33 protein-coding genes are annotated in these 19,363 nt (G+C 58.4%); all 33 read left to right on the top strand.

What is annotated here, in order from left to right; translation table 11 throughout:
• Nucleotides 1-143: elongation factor Tu (gene tuf, locus LAP85_24705; GenBank protein ID MBZ5499612.1), on the top strand; the 143-nt coding region annotated here is incomplete at its 5' end.
• Between the two features lie 12 nt (nucleotides 144-155).
• Nucleotides 156-482, top strand: a complete 327-nt coding sequence (gene rpsJ / locus LAP85_24700) for a 30S ribosomal protein S10 (GenBank protein MBZ5499611.1) — start codon at nucleotides 156-158, stop codon at nucleotides 480-482.
• Between the two features lie 110 nt (nucleotides 483-592).
• Nucleotides 593-1,222 (top strand): 50S ribosomal protein L3, encoded by a 630-nt coding sequence (gene rplC / locus LAP85_24695; GenBank protein MBZ5499610.1) that lies wholly within the window; start codon nucleotides 593-595, stop codon nucleotides 1,220-1,222.
• Nucleotides 1,223-1,268: 46 nt separating this feature from the next.
• Nucleotides 1,269-1,895 (top strand): 50S ribosomal protein L4, encoded by a 627-nt coding sequence (gene rplD, locus LAP85_24690; protein ID MBZ5499609.1) that lies wholly within the window; start codon nucleotides 1,269-1,271, stop codon nucleotides 1,893-1,895.
• Entirely contained in the window at nucleotides 1,892-2,185 is a 294-nt protein-coding gene (locus LAP85_24685; protein ID MBZ5499608.1) for a 50S ribosomal protein L23, read from the top strand. Before rplD ends, LAP85_24685 begins: the two co-directional genes overlap by 4 nt.
• A 23-nt stretch (nucleotides 2,186-2,208) precedes the next feature.
• A complete protein-coding gene (gene rplB / locus LAP85_24680; protein ID MBZ5499607.1) occupies nucleotides 2,209-3,036 on the top strand; it encodes a 50S ribosomal protein L2 in 828 nt (275 codons plus the stop codon).
• A gap of 12 nt (nucleotides 3,037-3,048) precedes the next feature.
• Nucleotides 3,049-3,339 carry a 30S ribosomal protein S19 gene (gene rpsS / locus LAP85_24675; protein MBZ5499606.1) on the top strand — a complete coding sequence of 97 codons (291 nt, stop codon included), beginning with the start codon at nucleotides 3,049-3,051 and terminating at the stop codon, nucleotides 3,337-3,339.
• A gap of 253 nt (nucleotides 3,340-3,592) precedes the next feature.
• A complete protein-coding gene (rplV, locus tag LAP85_24670) occupies nucleotides 3,593-3,946 on the top strand; it encodes a 50S ribosomal protein L22 (protein MBZ5499605.1) in 354 nt (117 codons plus the stop codon).
• 9 nt (nucleotides 3,947-3,955) lie between these two features.
• Nucleotides 3,956-4,606: a 30S ribosomal protein S3 gene (gene rpsC / locus LAP85_24665; GenBank protein ID MBZ5499604.1), complete on the top strand. Its 651-nt coding sequence runs from the start codon at nucleotides 3,956-3,958 to the stop codon at nucleotides 4,604-4,606.
• A 24-nt stretch (nucleotides 4,607-4,630) separates the two neighbouring features.
• Nucleotides 4,631-5,053 (top strand): 50S ribosomal protein L16, encoded by a 423-nt coding sequence (gene rplP, locus LAP85_24660; protein MBZ5499603.1) that lies wholly within the window; start codon nucleotides 4,631-4,633, stop codon nucleotides 5,051-5,053.
• The gene (rpmC, locus tag LAP85_24655; GenBank protein MBZ5499602.1) at nucleotides 5,050-5,271 is read left to right on the top strand and encodes a 50S ribosomal protein L29; all 222 of its coding nucleotides are present in this window, start codon (nucleotides 5,050-5,052) and stop codon (nucleotides 5,269-5,271) included. The genes rplP and rpmC overlap by 4 nt, the downstream gene beginning before the upstream one ends.
• Complete coding sequence (gene rpsQ / locus LAP85_24650) at nucleotides 5,268-5,540, top strand: 30S ribosomal protein S17 (protein ID MBZ5499601.1); 273 nt, start codon at nucleotides 5,268-5,270, stop codon at nucleotides 5,538-5,540. Before rpmC ends, rpsQ begins: the two co-directional genes overlap by 4 nt.
• Nucleotides 5,541-5,655: 115 nt before the next feature.
• Nucleotides 5,656-6,024 carry a 50S ribosomal protein L14 gene (gene rplN, locus LAP85_24645; protein MBZ5499600.1) on the top strand — a complete coding sequence of 123 codons (369 nt, stop codon included), beginning with the start codon at nucleotides 5,656-5,658 and terminating at the stop codon, nucleotides 6,022-6,024.
• A 26-nt stretch (nucleotides 6,025-6,050) separates the two neighbouring features.
• Nucleotides 6,051-6,377: a 50S ribosomal protein L24 gene (rplX, locus tag LAP85_24640; protein MBZ5499599.1), complete on the top strand. Its 327-nt coding sequence runs from the start codon at nucleotides 6,051-6,053 to the stop codon at nucleotides 6,375-6,377.
• Nucleotides 6,378-6,392: 15 nt separating this feature from the next.
• Nucleotides 6,393-6,941 carry a 50S ribosomal protein L5 gene (rplE, locus tag LAP85_24635; GenBank protein ID MBZ5499598.1) on the top strand — a complete coding sequence of 183 codons (549 nt, stop codon included), beginning with the start codon at nucleotides 6,393-6,395 and terminating at the stop codon, nucleotides 6,939-6,941.
• Between the two features lie 43 nt (nucleotides 6,942-6,984).
• Nucleotides 6,985-7,170 carry a type Z 30S ribosomal protein S14 gene (locus LAP85_24630; protein MBZ5499597.1) on the top strand — a complete coding sequence of 62 codons (186 nt, stop codon included), beginning with the start codon at nucleotides 6,985-6,987 and terminating at the stop codon, nucleotides 7,168-7,170.
• Between the two features lie 75 nt (nucleotides 7,171-7,245).
• Nucleotides 7,246-7,644: a 30S ribosomal protein S8 gene (rpsH, locus tag LAP85_24625; protein MBZ5499596.1), complete on the top strand. Its 399-nt coding sequence runs from the start codon at nucleotides 7,246-7,248 to the stop codon at nucleotides 7,642-7,644.
• A 35-nt stretch (nucleotides 7,645-7,679) separates the two neighbouring features.
• Entirely contained in the window at nucleotides 7,680-8,240 is a 561-nt protein-coding gene (gene rplF / locus LAP85_24620; protein MBZ5499595.1) for a 50S ribosomal protein L6, read from the top strand.
• Nucleotides 8,240-8,608 carry a 50S ribosomal protein L18 gene (gene rplR / locus LAP85_24615; GenBank protein ID MBZ5499594.1) on the top strand — a complete coding sequence of 123 codons (369 nt, stop codon included), beginning with the start codon at nucleotides 8,240-8,242 and terminating at the stop codon, nucleotides 8,606-8,608. The genes rplF and rplR overlap by 1 nt, the downstream gene beginning before the upstream one ends.
• Nucleotides 8,609-8,616: 8 nt before the next feature.
• Nucleotides 8,617-9,111, top strand: coding sequence for a 30S ribosomal protein S5 (gene rpsE, locus LAP85_24610; GenBank protein MBZ5499593.1), 495 nt, complete (start codon nucleotides 8,617-8,619; stop codon nucleotides 9,109-9,111).
• A 2-nt stretch (nucleotides 9,112-9,113) separates the two neighbouring features.
• On the top strand, nucleotides 9,114-9,329 hold the full coding sequence (rpmD, locus tag LAP85_24605; protein MBZ5499592.1) for a 50S ribosomal protein L30: 216 nt from the start codon (nucleotides 9,114-9,116) through the stop codon (nucleotides 9,327-9,329).
• 17 nt (nucleotides 9,330-9,346) lie between these two features.
• Nucleotides 9,347-9,811 (top strand): 50S ribosomal protein L15, encoded by a 465-nt coding sequence (gene rplO, locus LAP85_24600; GenBank protein ID MBZ5499591.1) that lies wholly within the window; start codon nucleotides 9,347-9,349, stop codon nucleotides 9,809-9,811.
• 19 nt (nucleotides 9,812-9,830) lie between these two features.
• Complete coding sequence (gene secY, locus LAP85_24595) at nucleotides 9,831-11,243, top strand: preprotein translocase subunit SecY (GenBank protein ID MBZ5499590.1); 1,413 nt, start codon at nucleotides 9,831-9,833, stop codon at nucleotides 11,241-11,243.
• Nucleotides 11,244-11,266: 23 nt separating this feature from the next.
• Nucleotides 11,267-11,944, top strand: a complete 678-nt coding sequence (locus tag LAP85_24590; protein MBZ5499589.1) for an adenylate kinase — start codon at nucleotides 11,267-11,269, stop codon at nucleotides 11,942-11,944.
• Nucleotides 11,945-11,964: 20 nt separating this feature from the next.
• Entirely contained in the window at nucleotides 11,965-12,183 is a 219-nt protein-coding gene (gene infA, locus LAP85_24585) for a translation initiation factor IF-1 (GenBank protein MBZ5499588.1), read from the top strand.
• Nucleotides 12,184-12,274: 91 nt separating this feature from the next.
• Complete coding sequence (rpmJ, locus tag LAP85_24580; GenBank protein MBZ5499587.1) at nucleotides 12,275-12,388, top strand: 50S ribosomal protein L36; 114 nt, start codon at nucleotides 12,275-12,277, stop codon at nucleotides 12,386-12,388.
• Nucleotides 12,389-12,423: 35 nt separating this feature from the next.
• Nucleotides 12,424-12,786 (top strand): 30S ribosomal protein S13, encoded by a 363-nt coding sequence (rpsM, locus tag LAP85_24575; GenBank protein ID MBZ5499586.1) that lies wholly within the window; start codon nucleotides 12,424-12,426, stop codon nucleotides 12,784-12,786.
• Between the two features lie 62 nt (nucleotides 12,787-12,848).
• Nucleotides 12,849-13,256 (top strand): 30S ribosomal protein S11, encoded by a 408-nt coding sequence (rpsK, locus tag LAP85_24570; GenBank protein MBZ5499585.1) that lies wholly within the window; start codon nucleotides 12,849-12,851, stop codon nucleotides 13,254-13,256.
• A gap of 66 nt (nucleotides 13,257-13,322) precedes the next feature.
• On the top strand, nucleotides 13,323-13,958 hold the full coding sequence (gene rpsD / locus LAP85_24565; protein MBZ5499584.1) for a 30S ribosomal protein S4: 636 nt from the start codon (nucleotides 13,323-13,325) through the stop codon (nucleotides 13,956-13,958).
• Nucleotides 13,959-14,051: 93 nt separating this feature from the next.
• Entirely contained in the window at nucleotides 14,052-15,044 is a 993-nt protein-coding gene (locus tag LAP85_24560; GenBank protein ID MBZ5499583.1) for a DNA-directed RNA polymerase subunit alpha, read from the top strand.
• Between the two features lie 37 nt (nucleotides 15,045-15,081).
• Nucleotides 15,082-15,528, top strand: a complete 447-nt coding sequence (rplQ, locus tag LAP85_24555; protein ID MBZ5499582.1) for a 50S ribosomal protein L17 — start codon at nucleotides 15,082-15,084, stop codon at nucleotides 15,526-15,528.
• A 116-nt stretch (nucleotides 15,529-15,644) separates the two neighbouring features.
• A complete protein-coding gene (gene ribA / locus LAP85_24550; GenBank protein ID MBZ5499581.1) occupies nucleotides 15,645-16,238 on the top strand; it encodes a GTP cyclohydrolase II in 594 nt (197 codons plus the stop codon).
• Between the two features lie 262 nt (nucleotides 16,239-16,500).
• A complete protein-coding gene (locus LAP85_24545; GenBank protein MBZ5499580.1) occupies nucleotides 16,501-19,305 on the top strand; it encodes a S8 family serine peptidase in 2,805 nt (934 codons plus the stop codon).
• The last annotated feature ends 58 nt before the right edge of the window (nucleotides 19,306-19,363 follow it).

The raw sequence follows: 19,363 nt of genomic DNA, 5'->3' as shown, positions 1-19,363 counted from the left end.
CGGAGATGGTGATGCCGGGCGACAACGTGAACCTGACGATCAAGCTGATCACGCCGATTGCGATGGAGAAGGGGTTGCGGTTCGCGATCCGCGAAGGCGGCCATACGGTGGGCGCCGGCACCATCGCGGAAATTCTGGAATAAAGCAGAAAACCTATGCTTAACGAAAAAATCAGAATACGGTTGAAAGCCTACGATTACAGGGTGCTGGACCAGTCGACGTCGGAGATTGTGGATATCGCCAAGCGGACGGGGTCCCGCGTCTCGGGCCCGATCCCGCTGCCCACGGTGAAGAACAAGTTCTGTGTGCTGCGCTCTCCACACGTGGACAAGAAATCGCGGGAGCAGTTCGAAATCCGCACGCACAAGCGCCTGGTGGATATTCTCGAACCTACGCCGCAAACGGTTGACGCGCTTATGAAACTCGATCTGCCCGCGGCGATCGACGTGGAGATCAAGGCCTTCGGAACGGAACATAAATAGAGAAAGGAAGGGCAAGGTGGAATTTTAGATTTTGGATTTTAGATTTTGGATTTTTCCCGTCGTTTCAAATCCAAAATCGCAGATCCAAAATCCCTCAGCCCGGAACGCCTATGGTGGATGGACTTATCGGAGTCAAAGTAGGGATGACTCAGATCTTCGAGGAGGACGGCAAGGTCGTCCCGGCCACGGTGATCAAGACCGGTCCCTGCATTGTTGTCCAGAAGAAGCTCAAGGAGAAGGACGGCTACGACGCCCTGCAGCTGGGGCTGGTGGAGTTTGTGCGCCCTTCGAGAGTGAGCAAACCCCGGGCCGGCCTCTTCAAAAAAGCAGACGTGCCTCCAGTCCGGATCCTGCGCGAATTCAGGTCCGACGACAGTGCGGAACCGCTCAAGGTGGGCGACCAGATCCTGGTGAACCAGGTGTTCCATCCCGAAGACAAGGTGGATGTCGTGGGCATCAGCAAGGGGCGCGGTTTCGCCGGGCTGGTAAAGCGGCACCACTTCGGCGGCGGGGCTGCGACTCACGGCTCCATGTTTCACCGCGCTCCCGGATCCATCGGAGCATCGGCGTTCCCGAGCCGCGTGCTGCCGGGGATGCGGGCGGCCGGGCATATGGGCAATGCGCGCGTCACCGTGCAAAACCTGCGCGTAGTGCGCATTCAGGACCAGGAGAATCTGCTGGTGATAAAGGGTGCGGTTCCGGGCCGAAACGGCGGATACGTGATCGTAACCAAGGCTTAGATGAAAGGTCCCGCCGCAGCACGGGGTGGGAGCTCGAGGTTCAGGAATGGCTGAGATTGAAGTAAGAAACCTCGCAAATGAGGTAGTCGGGAAGCTGGAGCTCTCTGACGAGGTCTTCAAAGCCCCGCTGAACGTGCCCCTCATCTGGGAAGCGGTAAAGCACTATGAGGATTCCTTGCGCGCCGGCACCGCGGCGACCAGGAACCGCGGCATGGTGAGCGGGAGCGGCAAGAAACTCTGGCGCCAGAAGGGGACGGGCCGGGCCCGGATCGGCAGCATCCGCAGCCCGCTATGGCGGCACGGAGGGACCGTCCACGGCCCGCAGCCGCGCAGTTATGTCTACGCCTTTCCGCGCAAGAAGATCCGCGGAGCACTGCGGTCGGCGTTATCCGCAAGGTTCAACGAGAACTGCCTGACGGTTGTGGACGCGTTCCAGGTCGAGAGCCCCAAGACCAAAGACCTGCAGAAAGTGCTCCATGGCTTCGGCGCCGGGCGCAAAGTGCTCCTCGTCGACTCGAGCGCAAATCGCAACCTGGAGCTTTCCTCTCGGAATCTTCCCAAGGTGAAGCTTGTGCCGGGCCAGGGAGTCAACATCCACGATGTGGTCAATCATGAGGTGCTCATCTTTTCGAAGGAAGCGATTCTGCAGGTGCAGGAGGTACTGAGCCGATGAAGACAGCACACAGCATCCTGAAACTGCCGTTGATCACCGAAAAGAGCACCTTCGAAAAGGAAAAGCTCCAAACCCTGACTTTCAAGGTGGCGCGCAACGCGAACAAGATCGAGATCAAGAACGCGGTCGAGCAGATATTCAAGGTGAAGGTCGCAAGCGTCCGCACTGCCAACTTTCACGGCAAGGTGCGTCGCCAGGGTCGTTTCTCGGGCCGTAAGCCCGACTGGAAGAAGGCGTACGTGACGTTGAAGAAGGGCGAAAAGATGTTCGAATTCTCCGAGATGGTTTGATCTCGGCAGGAGCTGCTGGAATCATGGCAATCAAGACATACAGGCCCACATCGCCGGCGATTCGGTTTCGGACCACTCTTGATAACAAGGAGCTGTCCGCCGGTCGCCCGCTCAAGCGGCTGACGGAATCGAAGCGGAGAATCTCGGGGAGGAACAACAAGGGGCACCTCACCATCCGGCATCGGGGCGGAGCACACAAGCGCCTGTTCCGGGTAATCGATTTCCTTCGGGAGAAACGCGACATTCCGGCACGGGTCACGACCCTCGAATACGATCCGAACCGCTCGGCGCGCATCGCCCTTCTAACCTACGCGGACGGCGAGAAGCGTTACATTCTGGCCCCTCACGGATTGAAGGAGGGCACCACTGTGGTTGCCGGCGAAGGCGCCGACATTCTGGTCGGCAATGCCTTGCCCCTCAAGAACATTCCGCTCGGCACCATGATTCACAACATCGAGCTCAAGAAGGGGAAAGGCGGCCAGATGGCACGGGCTGCCGGTGTCGCGGCGCAACTTCTGGCCAAGGAAGCCGGGTATGCGCAGATCAAAATGCCCTCGGGCGAAACACGGATGGTGCACCTGGACTGCTACGCGACCATCGGGCAGGTAGGGAACCTGGATCATGAGAACATCTCCATCGGCAAGGCCGGCCGTTCGCGGTGGATGGGCTGGAGACCGACCGTCCGGGGCGTGGCTATGAACCCGATCGATCACCCGCATGGCGGCGGCGAGGGAAAAACTTCGGGCGGACGGCATCCGGTCAGCCCATGGGGTTTGCCGACCAAGGGATATAAAACGCGCAACAACAAGCGAACTCAGCGCTTCATTATCAAGCGCCGGGGCAAGAGATAGGCGGAGTGCATCATGGCAAGATCGGTAAAGAAAGGCCCATTTGTGGATGAGCACCTCTTGAAGAAGGTGCGGATGCTCAGCGGTGCCAGCGGCCGCAATGTGATCAAGACCTGGTCGCGGCGCTCCACAATCACACCGGAGATGGTGGGAGCCACGATCGCGGTGCACAACGGCAAGAAGTTCATCCCGATTTACATCTCCGAGAACATGGTGAGCCACAAGCTGGGAGAATTCGCTCCCACGCGCATCTTCAAGGGGCACACTACAAAGGCCGCTGAAAAGGCGACCGTCGTCAAGACTTAGTATGGAGTTTCGGAAGAGCAGTGATACCGGCCCCCTTGGAGTGCGGCAGCTTGCTGCCGCCTTTCAGGCCGGCCGCTCCACAGCAGCGCGAAACGAGACGCAGCAAGGCTTGCGTTCTCCAAGGAGTTCGTCGCGAATGAAGTTGGTGATCAGCGGGAGGAGAGGGTGAGTGCACGGCGGACTGTAGCGGCAGCAACTTCTTGTTGATTTCGCAGCTGCTGCAACCAGCCGGTCAAAGCCCACTGGATTCGATATGGAAGCTAGGGCGACAGGAAAATACTTAAAGGGATCGCCGCAAAAGGCTCGTTTGGTGATCGACCTTATTCGCGGCAGGAGAGTGCAGGAAGCGCTGGCGATCCTGAAGTTCACGAAGAAGCGTGCCACGCGACCCGTTGAAAAGGTGCTGCTCTCTGCGGTCGCGAACGCCAAAGAGAAGAACGCGACGGCGGACGTCGACTCGTTTATCGTGGAGCGTGCCGTGGTGGATTCAGGCCCGACCAAGTGGCGGCGTCGTGTCCGCCCCGCCCCGATGGGACGGGCTTATCGGCAGCAGCGTCGCTACAAGCACATCACCATCACGATCAAAGGCAAGGATATAGAGGAGTAAGGAGGCATCTTGGGTCAGAAAGTTCATCCTTACGGTTTCAGGCTCGGCATCAACCGGACTTGGCGCTCACGCTGGTTTGCGCGCAAGGATTACGGCGCCCTTCTTCACGAAGACCTCGGGCTGAAGGTCATGCTGAAGAAGAAGTTCGCTCATGCGGGCGTGTCGCGCGTAGAGGTCGAAAGGGCTGCCAACAAGCTAACGATCATCATCTTCACCTCGCGCCCGGGCATCATCGTGGGCAAGAAGGGGAGCGAGATCGAAAAGCTCAAGAAGGATTTGCAGGTGCTCACCGGGCGCGACATCAATCTCAAAATCCAGGAAGTGAACAAGCCCGAGCTGGATGCGCAGCTGGTTTCCGAAGGGATCGCGCAGCAATTGGAGAAGCGCATCGCCTTCCGGCGCGCCATGCGCCGCGCAGTCGACAGCACCCTGCGCTTCGGTGCCAAGGGGATCAAAGTGCGAACCGCGGGCCGTCTGAATGGCGCGGAGATCGCCCGGTCGGAATGGTACCTGCACGGCCAGCTTCCCTTGCACACGATCCGTGCCGACATCGATTACGGTTTCGCCGAAGCCCAAACCACCTACGGTGTCATCGGTGTCAAGGTCTGGATTTACAAGGGCGAGGTGTTTGAGATGCAGAAGCCCGAGCTCGGGCGGTGATCTGTTTAGCAGGAGCAGAAGTACATGTTGATGCCGAAGAAGGTCAAATATCGAAAGCAGCAGAAGGGCAAGCGCCGCGGCAAGGCCTGGCGGGGTGCCGAGGTCACGTTCGGCGACTACGGACTGAAGGCGATGGAATCGGGCTGGGTCACCGACCGGCAGATCGAGGCAGGACGTGTGGCGATCACGCGGTTCATCAAGCGTGGCGGCAAGATCTGGATCCGGGTCTTCCCCGACAAGCCGATCACCAAGAAACCAGCTGAAACCCGCATGGGCAAAGGCAAAGGAGCCCCGGAGGGTTGGGTTGCGGTCGTGCGTCCCGGCAAGATCATCTACGAAATGGAAGGCATCGATGAGAGCGTCGCACAGGAAGCGTTGCGTCTGGCGGCGCACAAGATGTCCATTAAGACAAAGTTCGTGAAACGATTCGGCATGGAGGAAGCATGAAAGCTTCCCAAATGAGGGACATGTCCAGGGAGGACCTGGTTCTGGAAGCAGCCGCACTTCGGGAGCAGCTTTTCAAGCTCCGCTTCCAGGCGGCGGCCGGGCAGCTCGAAAGCGCTTCCCGCATGAGGGTGGTGCGCAAGGATATCGCGCGGGTAAAGACGATCCTCCGTGAGATGGAACTGGCAGACGAGGCCAAGAGGCAAGGGGCAGGGAAATGACGAGTACGGCGCAGAAGGAGCGGGGCATCCGGCATACTCAGGTGGGGGTTGTCACCAGCACGGCGATGCAGAAGACCGTCGCCGTGGAGGTCGACCGATTGGTCCGGCACCCTCTATACAAAAAGACTTTGCGGAAGACGTCGACTTTCCTGGCCCATGATGAGAACAGTTCGTGTCACGTCGGGGATCGGGTGCGCATCATGGAAACCCGCCCTTTGAGTGCACGAAAACGGTGGCGTGTGACGGAAATCCTGTCCAAAGCGACCTAGGGACTGGGATTTTGGATTTTGGATTTTAGATTTTGGATTGAAAGGCAACCAGCCGACTGCCCCAAAATCCAAAATCACAAATCCAGAATCCAAAATTCATTGAGGTAAAGCAGCCATGATACAGATGCGTACCATATTGGAAGTGGCGGACAATTCTGGAGCCCGGAGAATCTCCTGCATTCTGCCGCTCGGTAACCAGGTAGGACACGTCGCCACCCTGGGTGACATCATTACCGCGAACGTGAAGGAGGCCTCTCCTGACGGTACCGTGAAAAAAGGCCAGGTGGTGAAAGCCGTAGTTGTGCGCACCCGCAAGGAACATCGGCGCAAGGACGGCACCTATATCCGCTTCGACGATAATGCGGCCGTACTCATCAATGATCAAAAGGAGCCAATCGGAACACGCGTATTCGGCCCAGTCAGCCGCGAACTCAGGGACAAGGAATTCCTGAAAATCGTGTCGCTGGCTCCGGAAGTGATTTAGTGGCGGTCGAGCGAGGATCGGAACCAATGTACAAAGCGCATATCAGGAAGAACGATCAGGTTTACGTGCTGTTGGGCAAAGACCGAGGCAAGACAGGAAAGGTGCTCAGGGTTTTTCCGGACAAGAACCGTGCGATCGTGGAGGGGCTGAACTTCATCCAGAAGCACACCCGGCCGAACCCGCAAAAAAACGTCAAGGGCGGCATTCTTCCCAAAGAGTCCTCCATCCACCTGTCGAACCTGATGGTGGTCTGCAAGCGCTGCAACAAGCGCGCCCGTGTGGGATTCAACGTGATGCAAGACGGCCGCAAGGCCAGAGTCTGCAAAAAGTGCAACGAGTCAATGGATGAGTAAGGGGCATATCCGGTCATGAGTAGATTGCGTGAGTTCTACAAGAAGGAGGCGGTGCCTGCCCTGACGCGGCAGTTCGGTTACAAGAATGTAATGGCAGTGCCCCGACTGGTGAAGATCAACGTGAACATGGGACTGGGCGAGGCGATCGCCAATGCCAAGATACTCGATACGGCTTCCGAAGAGTTGGCGGCCATCACCGGACAGCGCCCTGTGGTCACCAAAGCCAAGAAGTCGATCGCTGCGTTCAAGCTGCGCCAGGGCATGCCGATCGGCGTAACCGTCACCCTGCGCGGCGACCGCATGTACGAGTTCTTCGACCGGCTGGTCAATACCGCGTTACCCCGCGTGCGCGACTTCCGCGGGGTTTCGACCCGCTCGTTTGACGGGCGCGGCAACTACACTCTGGGATTGCGCGACCAGTTGATCTTTCCCGAGATCGATTACGGCAAAGTTGACAAGGCGCGCGGCATGAACATCACCATCGTGACTACTGCCGCGACCGATGATGAGTCCAGCGCATTGTTGACCCTGATGGGCATGCCATTTGCAAAGAAGGAACAATAGTCTTATGTATTCAGGCAGTGCGCTGCCTGCTTAAGGAGTCACCGTGGCAAGAAATTGCTTGAGGGCAAAGGCCAGATGCGAACCCAAATTCAAGGTGCGCGCCCACAATCGCTGTCAGCGCTGCGGCCGTTCCCGTGGAGTGTATAGAAAATTCCAGCTCTGTCGTATCTGCTTCCGGAATCTGGCGCTGTCAGGTGAAATTCCGGGAGTTACCAAGTCGAGCTGGTAAGAGCATGGCAGGCTGTCAGGTCCGGCGATCGATTGCCGGCGCGTGAAGCCCGTCCCTGGCTGGAGAGTTGAACCTATGAGTATGACCGATCCGATTGCCGATCTGCTGACCCGGGTCCGCAACGCCATCGCCTCGAGACACGAAACGGTCGATATCCCGTCGTCGAAGATGAAGTTGGAGCTGATCCGGATCCTCAAGGAGGAAGGCTATATCTCCAACTATACGGTCTCGAGCGAACAAAAACAGGGTATGATTCGTGTTTACCTCCGGTATGCACCGGGAAGGGTACCGGTGATCAGCACCCTTACCCGGGTGAGCAGGCCCGGGTGCCGCGTCTATGCGGACAAGTCGCGCATCCCCACAGTTCAGGGGGGCATGGGTGTGTGCGTCATCTCCACATCGCGAGGGTTGCTTACGGGCAAGCAGGCTCAGGAAAAGGGGCTCGGCGGCGAGGTGCTTTGCACGATCAGCTGAGAACCATGATTGGATTGCTACGTTAAAGGTGCGTTATGTCGCGAGTTGGCAAGAAACCCATAAAGATACCCAGCGGCGTCAAGATCTCGATCAAGGATGGGATGCTTGAGGTTGAGACCAAAAAGACGAAGCTCACCAGCCCGATTCCGCCCGGCATTCACTTCAAGATTGAAGGCAACGAGCTCCTGGCTTCCCGGGATTCGGACGAAAAACCGTATCCTGCCTATCACGGGCTGGCGCGCGCTCTGGCCGCCAACAACGTCCGCGGTGTCACGGAGGGCTTCAGCAAAATGCTCGACATCGTTGGGATCGGGTTCAAAGCAGAAGCCAAACCGAAGGCGGTCACCTTCAGTCTGGGCTATTCGCATCCGATCGAGTTCCCCATCCCCGAGGGCATTGCCGTCAAGGTGGAAAAGCAGCCGAGAACGATCCAGAACTACGTTGCGACCTTGACCATTTCGGGGGCGAACCGGCAGCTGGTCGGACAGGTGGCGGCGGACATCCGCGCTCTGCGCAAACCCGATGCCTACAAAGGCAAAGGCATCCGCTACGCCAGCGAAACGGTCCGGCTTAAGGTCGGAAAGAAGGGTGCGTAATGATCACTCCAATTGACCGCGCCTACGAACGCGGCAGGATTCATATGAGAATTCGCCGGAAGCTTTCCGGCACCGGGGAACGGCCGCGATTGTGCGTCTATCGGAGCTTGACCCACATCTATGCCCAAGTCGTCGATGATCTTTCCGGCAAGACCCTGGTTGCTGCCTCCACCCTCGAGTCCGAGGTGTGCGGTGATAGGAAAAAGGCGGGGAACATCGGTGCGGCCAAACTGGTCGGCAAGGCGATTGCCGAACGGGCGCAGGCCAAGGGGATCAAGGCGGTCGTTTTCGACCGCGGCGGCTACCTTTACCACGGCCGCGTCAAGGCTTTGGCGGAAGCGGCCCGCGAAAGCGGTTTGAAGTTCTAGGAGGGAGCTTGGAAAGAATCGATGTGACTGGGCAGGAGTTGAAGGACCAGGTCGTGTCCATCAACCGCGTTACCAAGGTCGTCAAGGGGGGCAAAAACCTGAGCTTCAGTGCCCTCGTGGTCGTAGGCGACCAGAACGGGCTGGTCGGGTATGGCATGGGAAAGGCAAAAGAGGTCCCTCAAGCCATCCGCAAAGGCGTGGAACAGGCGCGCAAGAACCTGATTCGGGTCCCCTTAAGTGGGCGCACGATCCCTCACGCCGTCGTCGGCCGCTACGGAGCTGGAAGAGTGATGCTTAAACCCGCATCCGACGGGACGGGGGTGATCGCGGGTGGGCCGGTTCGGGCCGTGGTTCAATCCGCCGGCATCTCCAACATTTTGACCAAATCTCTGGGGAGCACCAACCCGCACAACGTGGTGAAAGCAACCTTCGAAGGGCTGAAAAACCTGAGGGAGCCGGCCGCAGTCGCCAAACTGCGCGGCAAGCAGGTCGAGGAAATATGATTATGAAAGGCACCAGGCAAGACAAACCCGCCGGGGGTGCGATGCTGCGGATCAAGTACATCCGCAGTGCCATCGGGACGCCCCCGAAGCACAAGCTGATCATCAAGAGCCTCGGTTTCAAGCGCCTTAATCAAGTCGTGACCAGGGTGGATACTCCGGCCGTCCGCGGGATGGTGGCCCAGATTCCCCACCTGGTCGCGATTCTGGATTCGGAATAGGGTGAGCGAAGATGGCACTGACATTGAACAGTTTATCGCCGGCGCGAGGCGCCAATCGCAAACCGAAGCGCGTGGGGCGGGGGATCGGCACCGGCCACAGCAAAACCGCGACGCGCGGCTATAAAGGGCAGAAGTCCCGCTCGGGGACTTCGATTCGCCCCAGCTTTGAAGGCGGCCAGATGCCGTTGCACCGGCGCCTGCCCAAGCGCGGCTTCCACAACTTGTTCCGCAAGGAATATGCGATCGTGAATCTGGAAAGCCTGGCCAAATTCGAGGCGGGGGCAAAAGTCGGTCCCGAGATCCTCAAGGAGAAGGGGATTATCAACAACCTCAAGGACGGCCTCAAGATCCTGGGCTCGGGCGAGTTGCTGCACGCAATCCACGTGCGGACGCATCGGATCAGCAAAAGCGCGCTGGATAAGATTCAGAAAGCGGGTGGCACAGTCGAAATGATCGCCAGGCAGGAAAAAACTTCGGCGTAGGCCGGATGGTTGAAAAACAATGCCAGAAGAAAGAAGTCCGTTTTTCAGTTCAATAAAAAATATCGCCAGCATTCCGGACCTGCGCAAACGGGTGCTGTTTATGCTGGGATTGCTCGCCGTCTACCGCCTCGGCGCATTCATTCCGACGCCCGGCATCAACCACGACGCCCTCGATGTTTTGTTCAATTCTCAATCGGGAACCGTTTTCGGCTTGCTCGACATTTTCTCCGGCGGCAACCTCCGGCGCTTCAGTATCTTTGCGCTCGGCATCATGCCTTACATCACGGCGTCCATCATTCTTCAGCTGGCGACGGTCGTGGTCCCCTACCTGGAAAAGCTTTCCAAAGAAGGCGAGCTGGGGCGCAAGAAAATCACCCAGTATACGCGCTACCTGACGGTGGTTCTGACCTTGTTCCAGGGCTTCATGACCGCGATCGCGCTTGAGAAATCCGCCGGTACCGGCCCGTCCATCGTGCAGAATCCGGGCTGGGGCTTCCGGCTCATGGTTATGATCACGCTGACTACCGGAACCGCCTTCATCATGTGGGTGGGAGAGCAGATCACTGAAAGAGGGATAGGCAACGGGATCAGCTTGATCATCTTTGCCGGGATTGTCGTGGGTTTGTTCCACGCTATTAATGTGATTGTGACCAACCTGCAGCAGCATACCTGGACCCTCTTTACGGTGATTATCCTGCTGGTGGTGATGATCCTCACTGTTGCGGCCGTGGTATTCGTGGAGCGCGGGCAGAGGAAGATCCCCGTCCAGTACGCCAAGCGGGTCGTCGGTCGCCGGGTCTACGGCGGGCAGGCTACCCACCTGCCGCTGCGGGTCAACTCCGGCGGTGTAATTCCGGTGATCTTCGCGGCATCGATCGTGTCCATTCCTTCGACACTCGGCATGATGTTTCCGCAGACGTTCCTGAAGAGTCTCCAGATGCAGCTCGCCCAGGGGATGCCCCTGTACAACCTGCTCTACATCACCGGGATCATCTTCTTCTGCTTCTTCTACGTCAGCATCATCTTCAATCCCATGGAGGTGGCGGACAATATCCGGAAGTACGGCGGCTACATTCCGGGGATACGGCCGGGGAAGCGGACGGCGGAATACATTGACCGGATCCTGAGCCGCCTCACGGCGGCAGGCGCCATTTATCTCGTGCTCGTCTGCCTGCTGCCCGAATTCCTGATTTCAGGATTCAAGGTTCAGCCGATCCCCCTGATCGGTCCCAGGCTCGACGACTGGCTGACCAGCGCGGGGCTGAGCGTCATTACCACCGGGCTCGGCGTAACCTTCTATTTCGGCGGTACTTCATTGCTGATCGTTGTCGGCGTGGCCATGGATACGGTCCAGCAGGTCGAATCGCAATTGATCATGCGTCACTATGACGGGTTCTTGAAAAAAGGCCGGATTCGCGGCCGCAGGGGGTGATTCGTACTCCGGACGGCGATCTTATGGCGAGAAGAGCACTGATATTGCTGGGCCCGCCGGGCGCCGGTAAGGGGACACAGGGACGCATGCTGGCGGCTCGCTATGGGTACCCCGGCATTTCCACGGGCGATGTGCTCAGGGAAGCGGTAAGAAGGCAGACCGATTTGGGGAAAGAGGCCCAGAAGGTGATGGAGGCGGGGGAGTTGGTTCCCGACAGCCTCGTGGATGAGATCGTCAAGACGCGTCTTGCGGAAGAGGATTCGCAGCACGGGTTTATCCTGGACGGGTACCCGCGCACGCTCCTCCAGGCTGAGTTCTTTGAGAAACTGGCTGCCCAGGAGCGCATCGATATCGTGGCCATCGGCATCATGGTGGATGACGAGATCCTGGTCGACCGACTTTCGGCGCGCTGGAACTGCCCCCGATGCCATCGAATCTATAACGCGGGCTTGCATCCGACCCGCCAGCCGGGACGCTGCGACGAATGTGGTGCGGCCCTGACACAGCGCAAGGACGATCGGCCCGAGGTGATCCGAGAGCGGCTTCAGATCTATCATCAGGCGACGCGGCCATTGATTGATTTTTATCGGCGGCGCGGGCAGTACCTGGAAGTGAATGGAGAGGGGGAGGTAGACCAGATTTTCGGCTCAATCGTCGAAGTCCTGAATGGAGAGGAACAGAATCGCACCGCATCCTTGTAACCGGCGGCGCGGGATGTCATATGCCCAAAGAGGATGCAATCGAGGTCGTGGGGACGGTAGTGGAAACACTGCCGAACGCCATGTTCCGCGTGGAGCTCGAAAACAAGCACATGGTCCTGGCACACGTGTCGGGGAAGATGCGCAAGAATTTCATCCGCATCCTGCCCGGGGACAAGATCCTGGTCGAACTGTCCCCTTATGATTTGACCCGGGGGCGCATCGTCTACCGGTATAAGTAGCCCGCGAGTCGATTCCTGGGGAATCAACTCCGGCGTGCGACGTGAAGTATCGAGGGAGTTTGGGTAGGCGTATCGCCGTGGAGTGACTGTCATGAAAGTGCGTGCATCGGTTAAAAAGATCTGCGTTAAATGCAGGGTAGTCCGCCGCAGGGGAGTGGTGTACATTCAGTGCCCCAATCCCAAGCACAAGCAACGACAGGGTTGAGGCCGGCGCCTCACTCAGCTTTAGGGAGGTAAACTTTGGCTAGAATTGCGGGAGTGGATCTGCCACTGAACAAGCGGGTGCAGATCGGGCTCACATACATCTATGGAATCGGCAGGAGCCGGGCGACGAAGATCTGCGAAGAGGCAAAAGTCGATGTTGGCACCAAGGTAAAGGATCTTACCGAAGATCAGGCCGTCCGCATCCGAAACATCATCCAGAGGGACGGCATGGTCGAAGGCGATCTGCGCAAAGCTGTTTCCATGGATATCAAACGGCTCATGGAAATAGGTTGCTACCGCGGCTTGCGTCACCGCCGCGGTTTGCCCGTGCACGGGCAGCGGACCCACACCAACGCGCGCACCCGCAAGGGGCCGCGCCGGATCGTCGGTAAGAAGTAGCACGCCGGCATCGAAGTGGGATCGGAATCGTTTCCGGGCCGGACCGGATCAGGAGTGAATCAATGGCGGAAAAGGTAAAAAAGACAGGGAAGAAGAAGACCGGAAAGAAGCGCGAAAAGCTCACCATCCCGAGCGGGATCGCCCACATTCTGGCGACCTTCAACAATACCATCATCAGCATCACCGACCTCGAGGGGAACCTTCTTACCACATCGAGTGCCGGAGCCGTCGGTTTCAAGGGATCGCGCAAGGGCACTCCGTTCGCTGCGCAACAGGCGGCCACGACCGCGGCAGCCGGCGCCAAGGACTACGGCATGCGCTCACTGCAGGTTTACCTCAAGGGGCCCGGCGCCGGCCGCGAGTCCGCCGTCCGGGCACTTCAGGCGGCGGGGCTCGAGGTGAAGAACATCCGCGATATCACCCCGATTCCCCACAACGGCTGCCGGCCGCCCAAGCGTCGCAGGGTTTAGAGTCTGGAGGTCGTCCGGGCTCCCGCGTGCGGTCCCGGACGGAAAGTTCGAAAGAGGAGAAAAAATTTGGCTAGATATCGCGAAGCAAAATGTCGGCTCTGCCGCCGGGAAGGAATGAAGCTCTTTCTCAAAGGAGACCGATGCTTCAAAGACACGTGCGGGATTGAAAAGCGCAACTTTGCTCCCGGCCAGCATGGACGTGATCGGCGTCCGAAACCGCTGGTCGGCTACGGTCTGCAGCTGCGCGAGAAACAGAAGGTGCGTCGCATCTACGGTGTCCTCGAGCGTCAGTTTGCCAATTACTTCGGAAAAGCCGAGAAGAAGAAGGGAATCACGGGTGAGACGCTTCTGCTCAATCTGGAACGCCGGCTGGACAGCGTTGTCTGCCGCCTGGGCTTTGCCACTTCGCGGGATCAGGCGCGCCAGCTGGTCAACCATGGAAACGTTCTCGTCAACGGGAAGAAAGCGGATATCCCCTCGCTGGCCGTCCATGCCGGCGACGTCATAACTCTGCGGGAAAAGACCAAAAAGGTCCAGCAGATCCAGGACTCCGTTGCGACGGTGGGAGGGCGCGGTGGTGTGCCGGCCTGGCTCGAGCTGGATGCTGCAAACCTGAAGGGCACGGTGGTGGCCTTACCGAAACGCGACGATCTGCAGATGCCTATCGATGAGCAATTGATCGTCGAACTCTACTCGAAGTAGAGACGGAACCGGACACGTGACAAATGGCGAATGACGAATGACGAGTGAAAAAAGCTTCCTCCGTCATCTGTAGTGGTTCCATCACTGGAGAAGATTATGACAAAAGGGTTCCAGAAGCCTAAAAGACTGATTTGCGACCTCGAGACACTGAGTCCGACCTACGGACAGTTCTATGCTCAGCCGTTTGAGCGCGGATTCGGCACGACGATCGGTAACGCCCTGCGCCGGGTCCTGCTTTCGTCGATAGAAGGGGCGGCGATAACGGCGGTCAAAATCGAAGGGGTGCTGCACGAGTTCACCCCCATCCCCAATGTGACGGAAGACGCCACCAACATCATCATGAACCTCAAGCAGATCCCGATCCGGCTGAAAGTGGCGCACGAGAAGACCGTTTATCTTGAGACCGATCAGCCGGGCGAAGTCAAGTCAGGCAACATTACCCTCGACCCGGATGTCGAGATCCTGGATCCGAATGTTCACGTCGCGACCATCGGTGAAGGTGGGTTGCTGAAAATCGAGATGCGCGTCAAGAACGGCCGCGGCTACATTCCCGCCGACGAGAACTTCGAAGAGGACCTGCCGATCGGATACATTCCGCTCGACAGCGTTCATTCGCCCATCAAGCGGGTCAATTACAGCGTCGAAGCCGCCCGGCTCGGGCAGACGACCGATTACGACAAGCTGGTTCTCGATGTGTGGACCAACGGATGCATTCGTCCGCAGGACGCCATCGCTCAAGCCGCGAAGATCATGAAGGACCACATGTTCATCTTCATCAACTTCGAGGAGCAGCCCGAGGAAGAGGAAGAGGAAGTCGATCGCGACGCCGAGCGCTTGTTCGACAACCTCAAGCGCTCCGTGGAGGAGCTGGAACTCTCCGTGCGCTCCTACAACTGCCTCAAGAACGCCGATATCAAAACCATCGGAGAGCTTGTTCAGAAGACCGAAGCCGAGATGCTCAAGACCAAGAACTTCGGTCGCAAGTCCCTGAACGAGATCAAGGAAATACTCTCGGAAATGGGCTTGTCATTCGGCATGAAGCTTGGCGATGACGGCAAGCCTCTGCCCGCCCCCAAGCCGGAGTGACAGGGGAGATTATCGTAGCAAATCGGAGATCGTATTCATGAGACATCGAAATGCGGGCAGAAAGCTGGGACGTAAAACCCCCCATCGGATAAGCATGTTCCGCAACATGGTAACCTCGCTCCTCGACAAGGAGCGTATTCGCACTACTTTGCCCCGCGCCAAAGAGGTGCGCCCCATCGCAGAACGCATGATCACCCTGGGCAAGCGCGAATCACTCCACGCACGGAGGCAGGCTCTGGCTTTTGTGAAGGATCCCGACGTGGTCTCCAAACTCTTCAAGGACCTGGCACCGCGCTTTGCCCAGCGCAACGGCGGCTACACCCGCATCATCCGTTTGGGTTTCAGACAGGGCGACGGCGCCCAGATGGCCATTCTCGAACTGGTCGGGAGCGGATACAAGGCTCCCAAGGGCGAGGAGAAGAAGGGCGGCAGGAAAGCGAAGAAAGCGGAGAAACAGAAGCCCGCGGACGAACCTAAGGAATAAGTGATGAGTCCTGAGTGATGGGTGCGAGGCTGGATGCCTTGAGCCTTTTACTTGTCACTGATCTCTCACCAATTTTCCCCGATCCCCAATGCAACTTTTAATGCTTTTCTCGTACCATGAATTTTGAAAAGGTCCCTCAGGCAAAACTTCCCACGCGTCTGGGAGATTTCACCATCTACGGCTTTCGCGACCCTGAAACCGGGGAAGAAGCCGTTGCGCTGGTTGCCGGCGACCTCGCCGCAGCCGGCGCCGTACTGGTCCGGATTCATTCCCAGTGCCTGACGGGCGATGTTTTTGCCTCCGAGCGGTGTGATTGCGGCGATCAGCTGCACGAAGCCATGCGCATCATTTCCGAGGCCGGGCGCGGAGTGCTCGTCTACCAGCTGCAGGAGGGGCGCGGCATCGGGCTGACCAACAAAATCCACGCCTACGAGCTTCAAGATCAAGGCATGGACACCGTTGCTGCCAACATCGAATTGGGATTCCAGGCTGACCTGCGTGAATACCGCCTCCCGGCGGAGATCCTGAAATATCTCGGCGCGAACCGTATCCGGTTGCTCTCGAACAATCCGGATAAGGTTCTTGGCCTGGAAAAGGCGGGGGTCCGGGTCGAAGAACGCGTATCCCTCGAGATCTCGCCCAACTCCTCGTCTCAGGAATACCTCAAGATCAAGAAGGAAAAGCTCGGCCACCTCCTCTCGAAAGTCTGAAAATCACTTTCGATTTTGGATTTTGGATTCTGGATTTTGCGGTAAGATCAGGCCGCGCATGATACGCTCCCGAAGGAGTTTCCGGCGAGGGCGGGCGCTTGCCCGTTTGCTCAGAATTCGGTTCCCGGGGCGTTCAGTTACTCCGGATTCTCAGGTTGTCCGCATGCGCTGCTGAAAATGGGCTGAATCCGGTTTCCACCGGCTGCCGAGTTTGAAGGCCACCCCTGGAATCGGTTCTGTTTTCGAGTCTGAGGAGATCGAAATGAGTCTTGGGAAGAGGATCCCACTTCTCACGCTTTTCTTCCTGATCCTTTTTATTCCCATTTCTGCGGCGGTAGCACAAGTCCATCCATCCGCGGAGTTTGATCCGCACAAGATCATCGTCAAGTTCAAGCAGGATTCGAGGATGTTGGCGAGAAACGCCTCGGGCACTCAAATAGCACGACTCGAACGGTTGACGCCGATCAAACTCGACGCGGGAACACGAATCAATCCCCTTCCCGGAGGAGTCGAGCGCATCTTCGTGGCTCAGCTTGCCGAGGGCGCCAACCTGGAAGAGGTGCTGAGAGACCTGGCGGCCAACCCGGAGGTGGAATACGCAGAGCGTGATTACATCGGACAGGCCGACGGCTCAGGACCGCTCGCGCGCGCCGGCACGAGCCCTGCTATGACGGTGCCGAATGATCCGGATTTCTATTGGCAATGGGGGCTGCAGAACAAGGGACAACTATCACCCCCAGGGAAGCCCGGAATCGATGTCGACGCTCCGGCCGCATGGGATATTACAACTGGGGACAGCAATATCATTCTGGCCTTTCTGGACACCGGAATTGCCCTGAATGCTCCCGACTTCGCAGACAGAATCATTCCCGGCTACAATTTTATTAACGAAAGCACCCTCCCTGCCGACGACCGAGGCCACGGAACGGCGGTCGCCAGCATCGCGGCTGCGACGGGAGGAGACGGCAATACCATTGCAGGGATGAACTGGAAATGCCGCATCCTCCCCGTCAAGATCCTGGATTCAACCGGCCACGGCAGCTACTCTGCGTTTGCTCAGGGGATCATATTCGCAGTCGGTCAACGCGCCCGGGTAATCAATATCAGCGCCGGGGGGACCGAGCCCAGCCAGGCTCTGTCAGATGCGGTAGCCTACGCACAGATGAACGGCGTCAACATTGTTGCCTCGATGGGGAACACCAACGTCGAAGCCCCCGAATATCCTGCGGCAATCCCGGGCGTGATTGCAGTCGGGGCGATCAACAACCGGGGCGAGAGAGCAGCGCCGTTCTTCGGCAGCTCGACTAGCGGCAGCAATTATGGCAATCACATAGCTTTCGTGGCGCCGGGGGACTCGATCATGGCGCTCGATTTCCCCGCATTCGGGGAAGCGGACTGGTTTTATGGAACTTCAGCGGCCGCGCCCTTCGTCAGTGGACTCATCTCGTTGATGCTCGCCGTCAATCCCGGGCTCAGCTGCCAGCAGGTATATGACGCCCTCAAGGTAGGCGCCCGGGATCAGATCGGGCCTGCGAACGAGGATGGTCCGGGTTGGGACAAGTACTTTGGATGGGGGCTGATCGACGCATATCAGTCTCTGCTGGCAGTACCGGGTGCCGATAACACATTTTTTGCCCAGGCTGCCGTCGGGGGCGGATACGCGACCACCTTTACATTTACGAATACCGGGGCCGAAGCAACCTCAGGCATTCTCATTTTGACGGGCGAGGACGGCAAGCCGCTGAGCGCCGGTTTGTCGTCGACAGGATACATGGACACGGTAGCCTCCTCCTTTCCAATCAGGATCCCTCCCGGGGGCACCCAGAGCATCACGGCAAGTGCCGTGAACCAGGGAGACCCAGCCGGCACAGGCTGGGCGCGCGTTCTGAGTTCAGGCGGCTCCCTGCAGGGGGTCGCAACGTTCCGGCAAATGAATGGCAGTGAGCTGAAAACCGTCGTCGGAGTTCTGTCTGCGGATGCGACCAGCTCTGCAATGATTCCCATCGATGACGACCACACCCTCGGCACTCAAAGCCGCGCCACCGGTTACGCCGTGGCGAATCCCGGCAACGAGGCGATTTACATCCGGCTGGCTTTGATCAACACGGATGGATCGCCTGCCTCCAGAACAATCGACCCGCCGGCCCTGAATCCTCTTTTGCCCGGCTGCCATGTTGCCCGCTTCCTCTGGGAAGATCTGGGCGATCAGAACCTGCAATTCAAAGGTACGATGGTATTGACCGCGCAGGGGGCAAAGACGTTCTCCGTCGTAGCACTCGTATTGAATCAGGGGCTCTATACGGCAATTCCCGTAATTCCCGCGGCACAGTCGGGCCCTGCTGCCACGACTAACTTTTTCGCACAGGTCGCCATCGGGGGCGGATACAGCACGATTTACACACTTCTGAACACCGGTTCACAGGCAGTCTCGGGCAGCCTGATTCTTACGGCGGACGATGGCAAACCTCTGAACGCGCTTTTCATTTCGCCCGGCAATCCGGATCAGGTTGCCTCCTCCTTCCTGGTCAGCATACGTCCCGGGGGGACGCAGCTGGTTACGGCCGGCGCCTTGAGCCCGGGGGATCCCGCCAGAGCAGGGTGGGCGCGCGTTGAAAGTTCAGGCGGTTCCGTGCAGGGGGTGGCGACATTCCAGCTCAGGAATGAGAACGTCCTCGGCACCATCGTGGGAGTCCTCTCGGCGGCGGCCACGAAAGCCGCAACAATTCCGGTTGACGACGACCGTACCCTGGGCGCACAGAGCCGCCTCACCGGTTATGCAGTGGCAAACCCCGGCAAGGAAGACATCAATATCAAGCTTGTGCTGGTCAATCCGGACGGATCGTTCTCCAGAGAAGTCTATCCCCCGGGTTTAAATCCTCTGAGGCCTGGCAGCCACGTGCCACGATTCCTCTGGGAAGACCTGAACGACCCCAACCTGCGGTTCAAGGGGTCGATGGTTTTGATCGAACGGGCGGCCAAGACATTCTCGGTTGTTGCGCTGATGCAGAATCAGGGGCTCTACACGGCTATTCCCGTAATACCAGCCAAAGCGCCCGGCATCCAATGAGTCCGGAACCGGACATGGATCCCGGGTCCCCCCGGCATGCTTGCTGAATGCCGTCCCG

Source organism: Terriglobia bacterium (assembly GCA_020072565.1).
Classification (GTDB): Bacteria; Acidobacteriota; UBA6911; order UBA6911; family UBA6911; genus JAFNAG01.
Note: the sequence above shows the minus strand (reverse complement) of the source record. Positions and strands in the feature narration are given on the sequence as shown.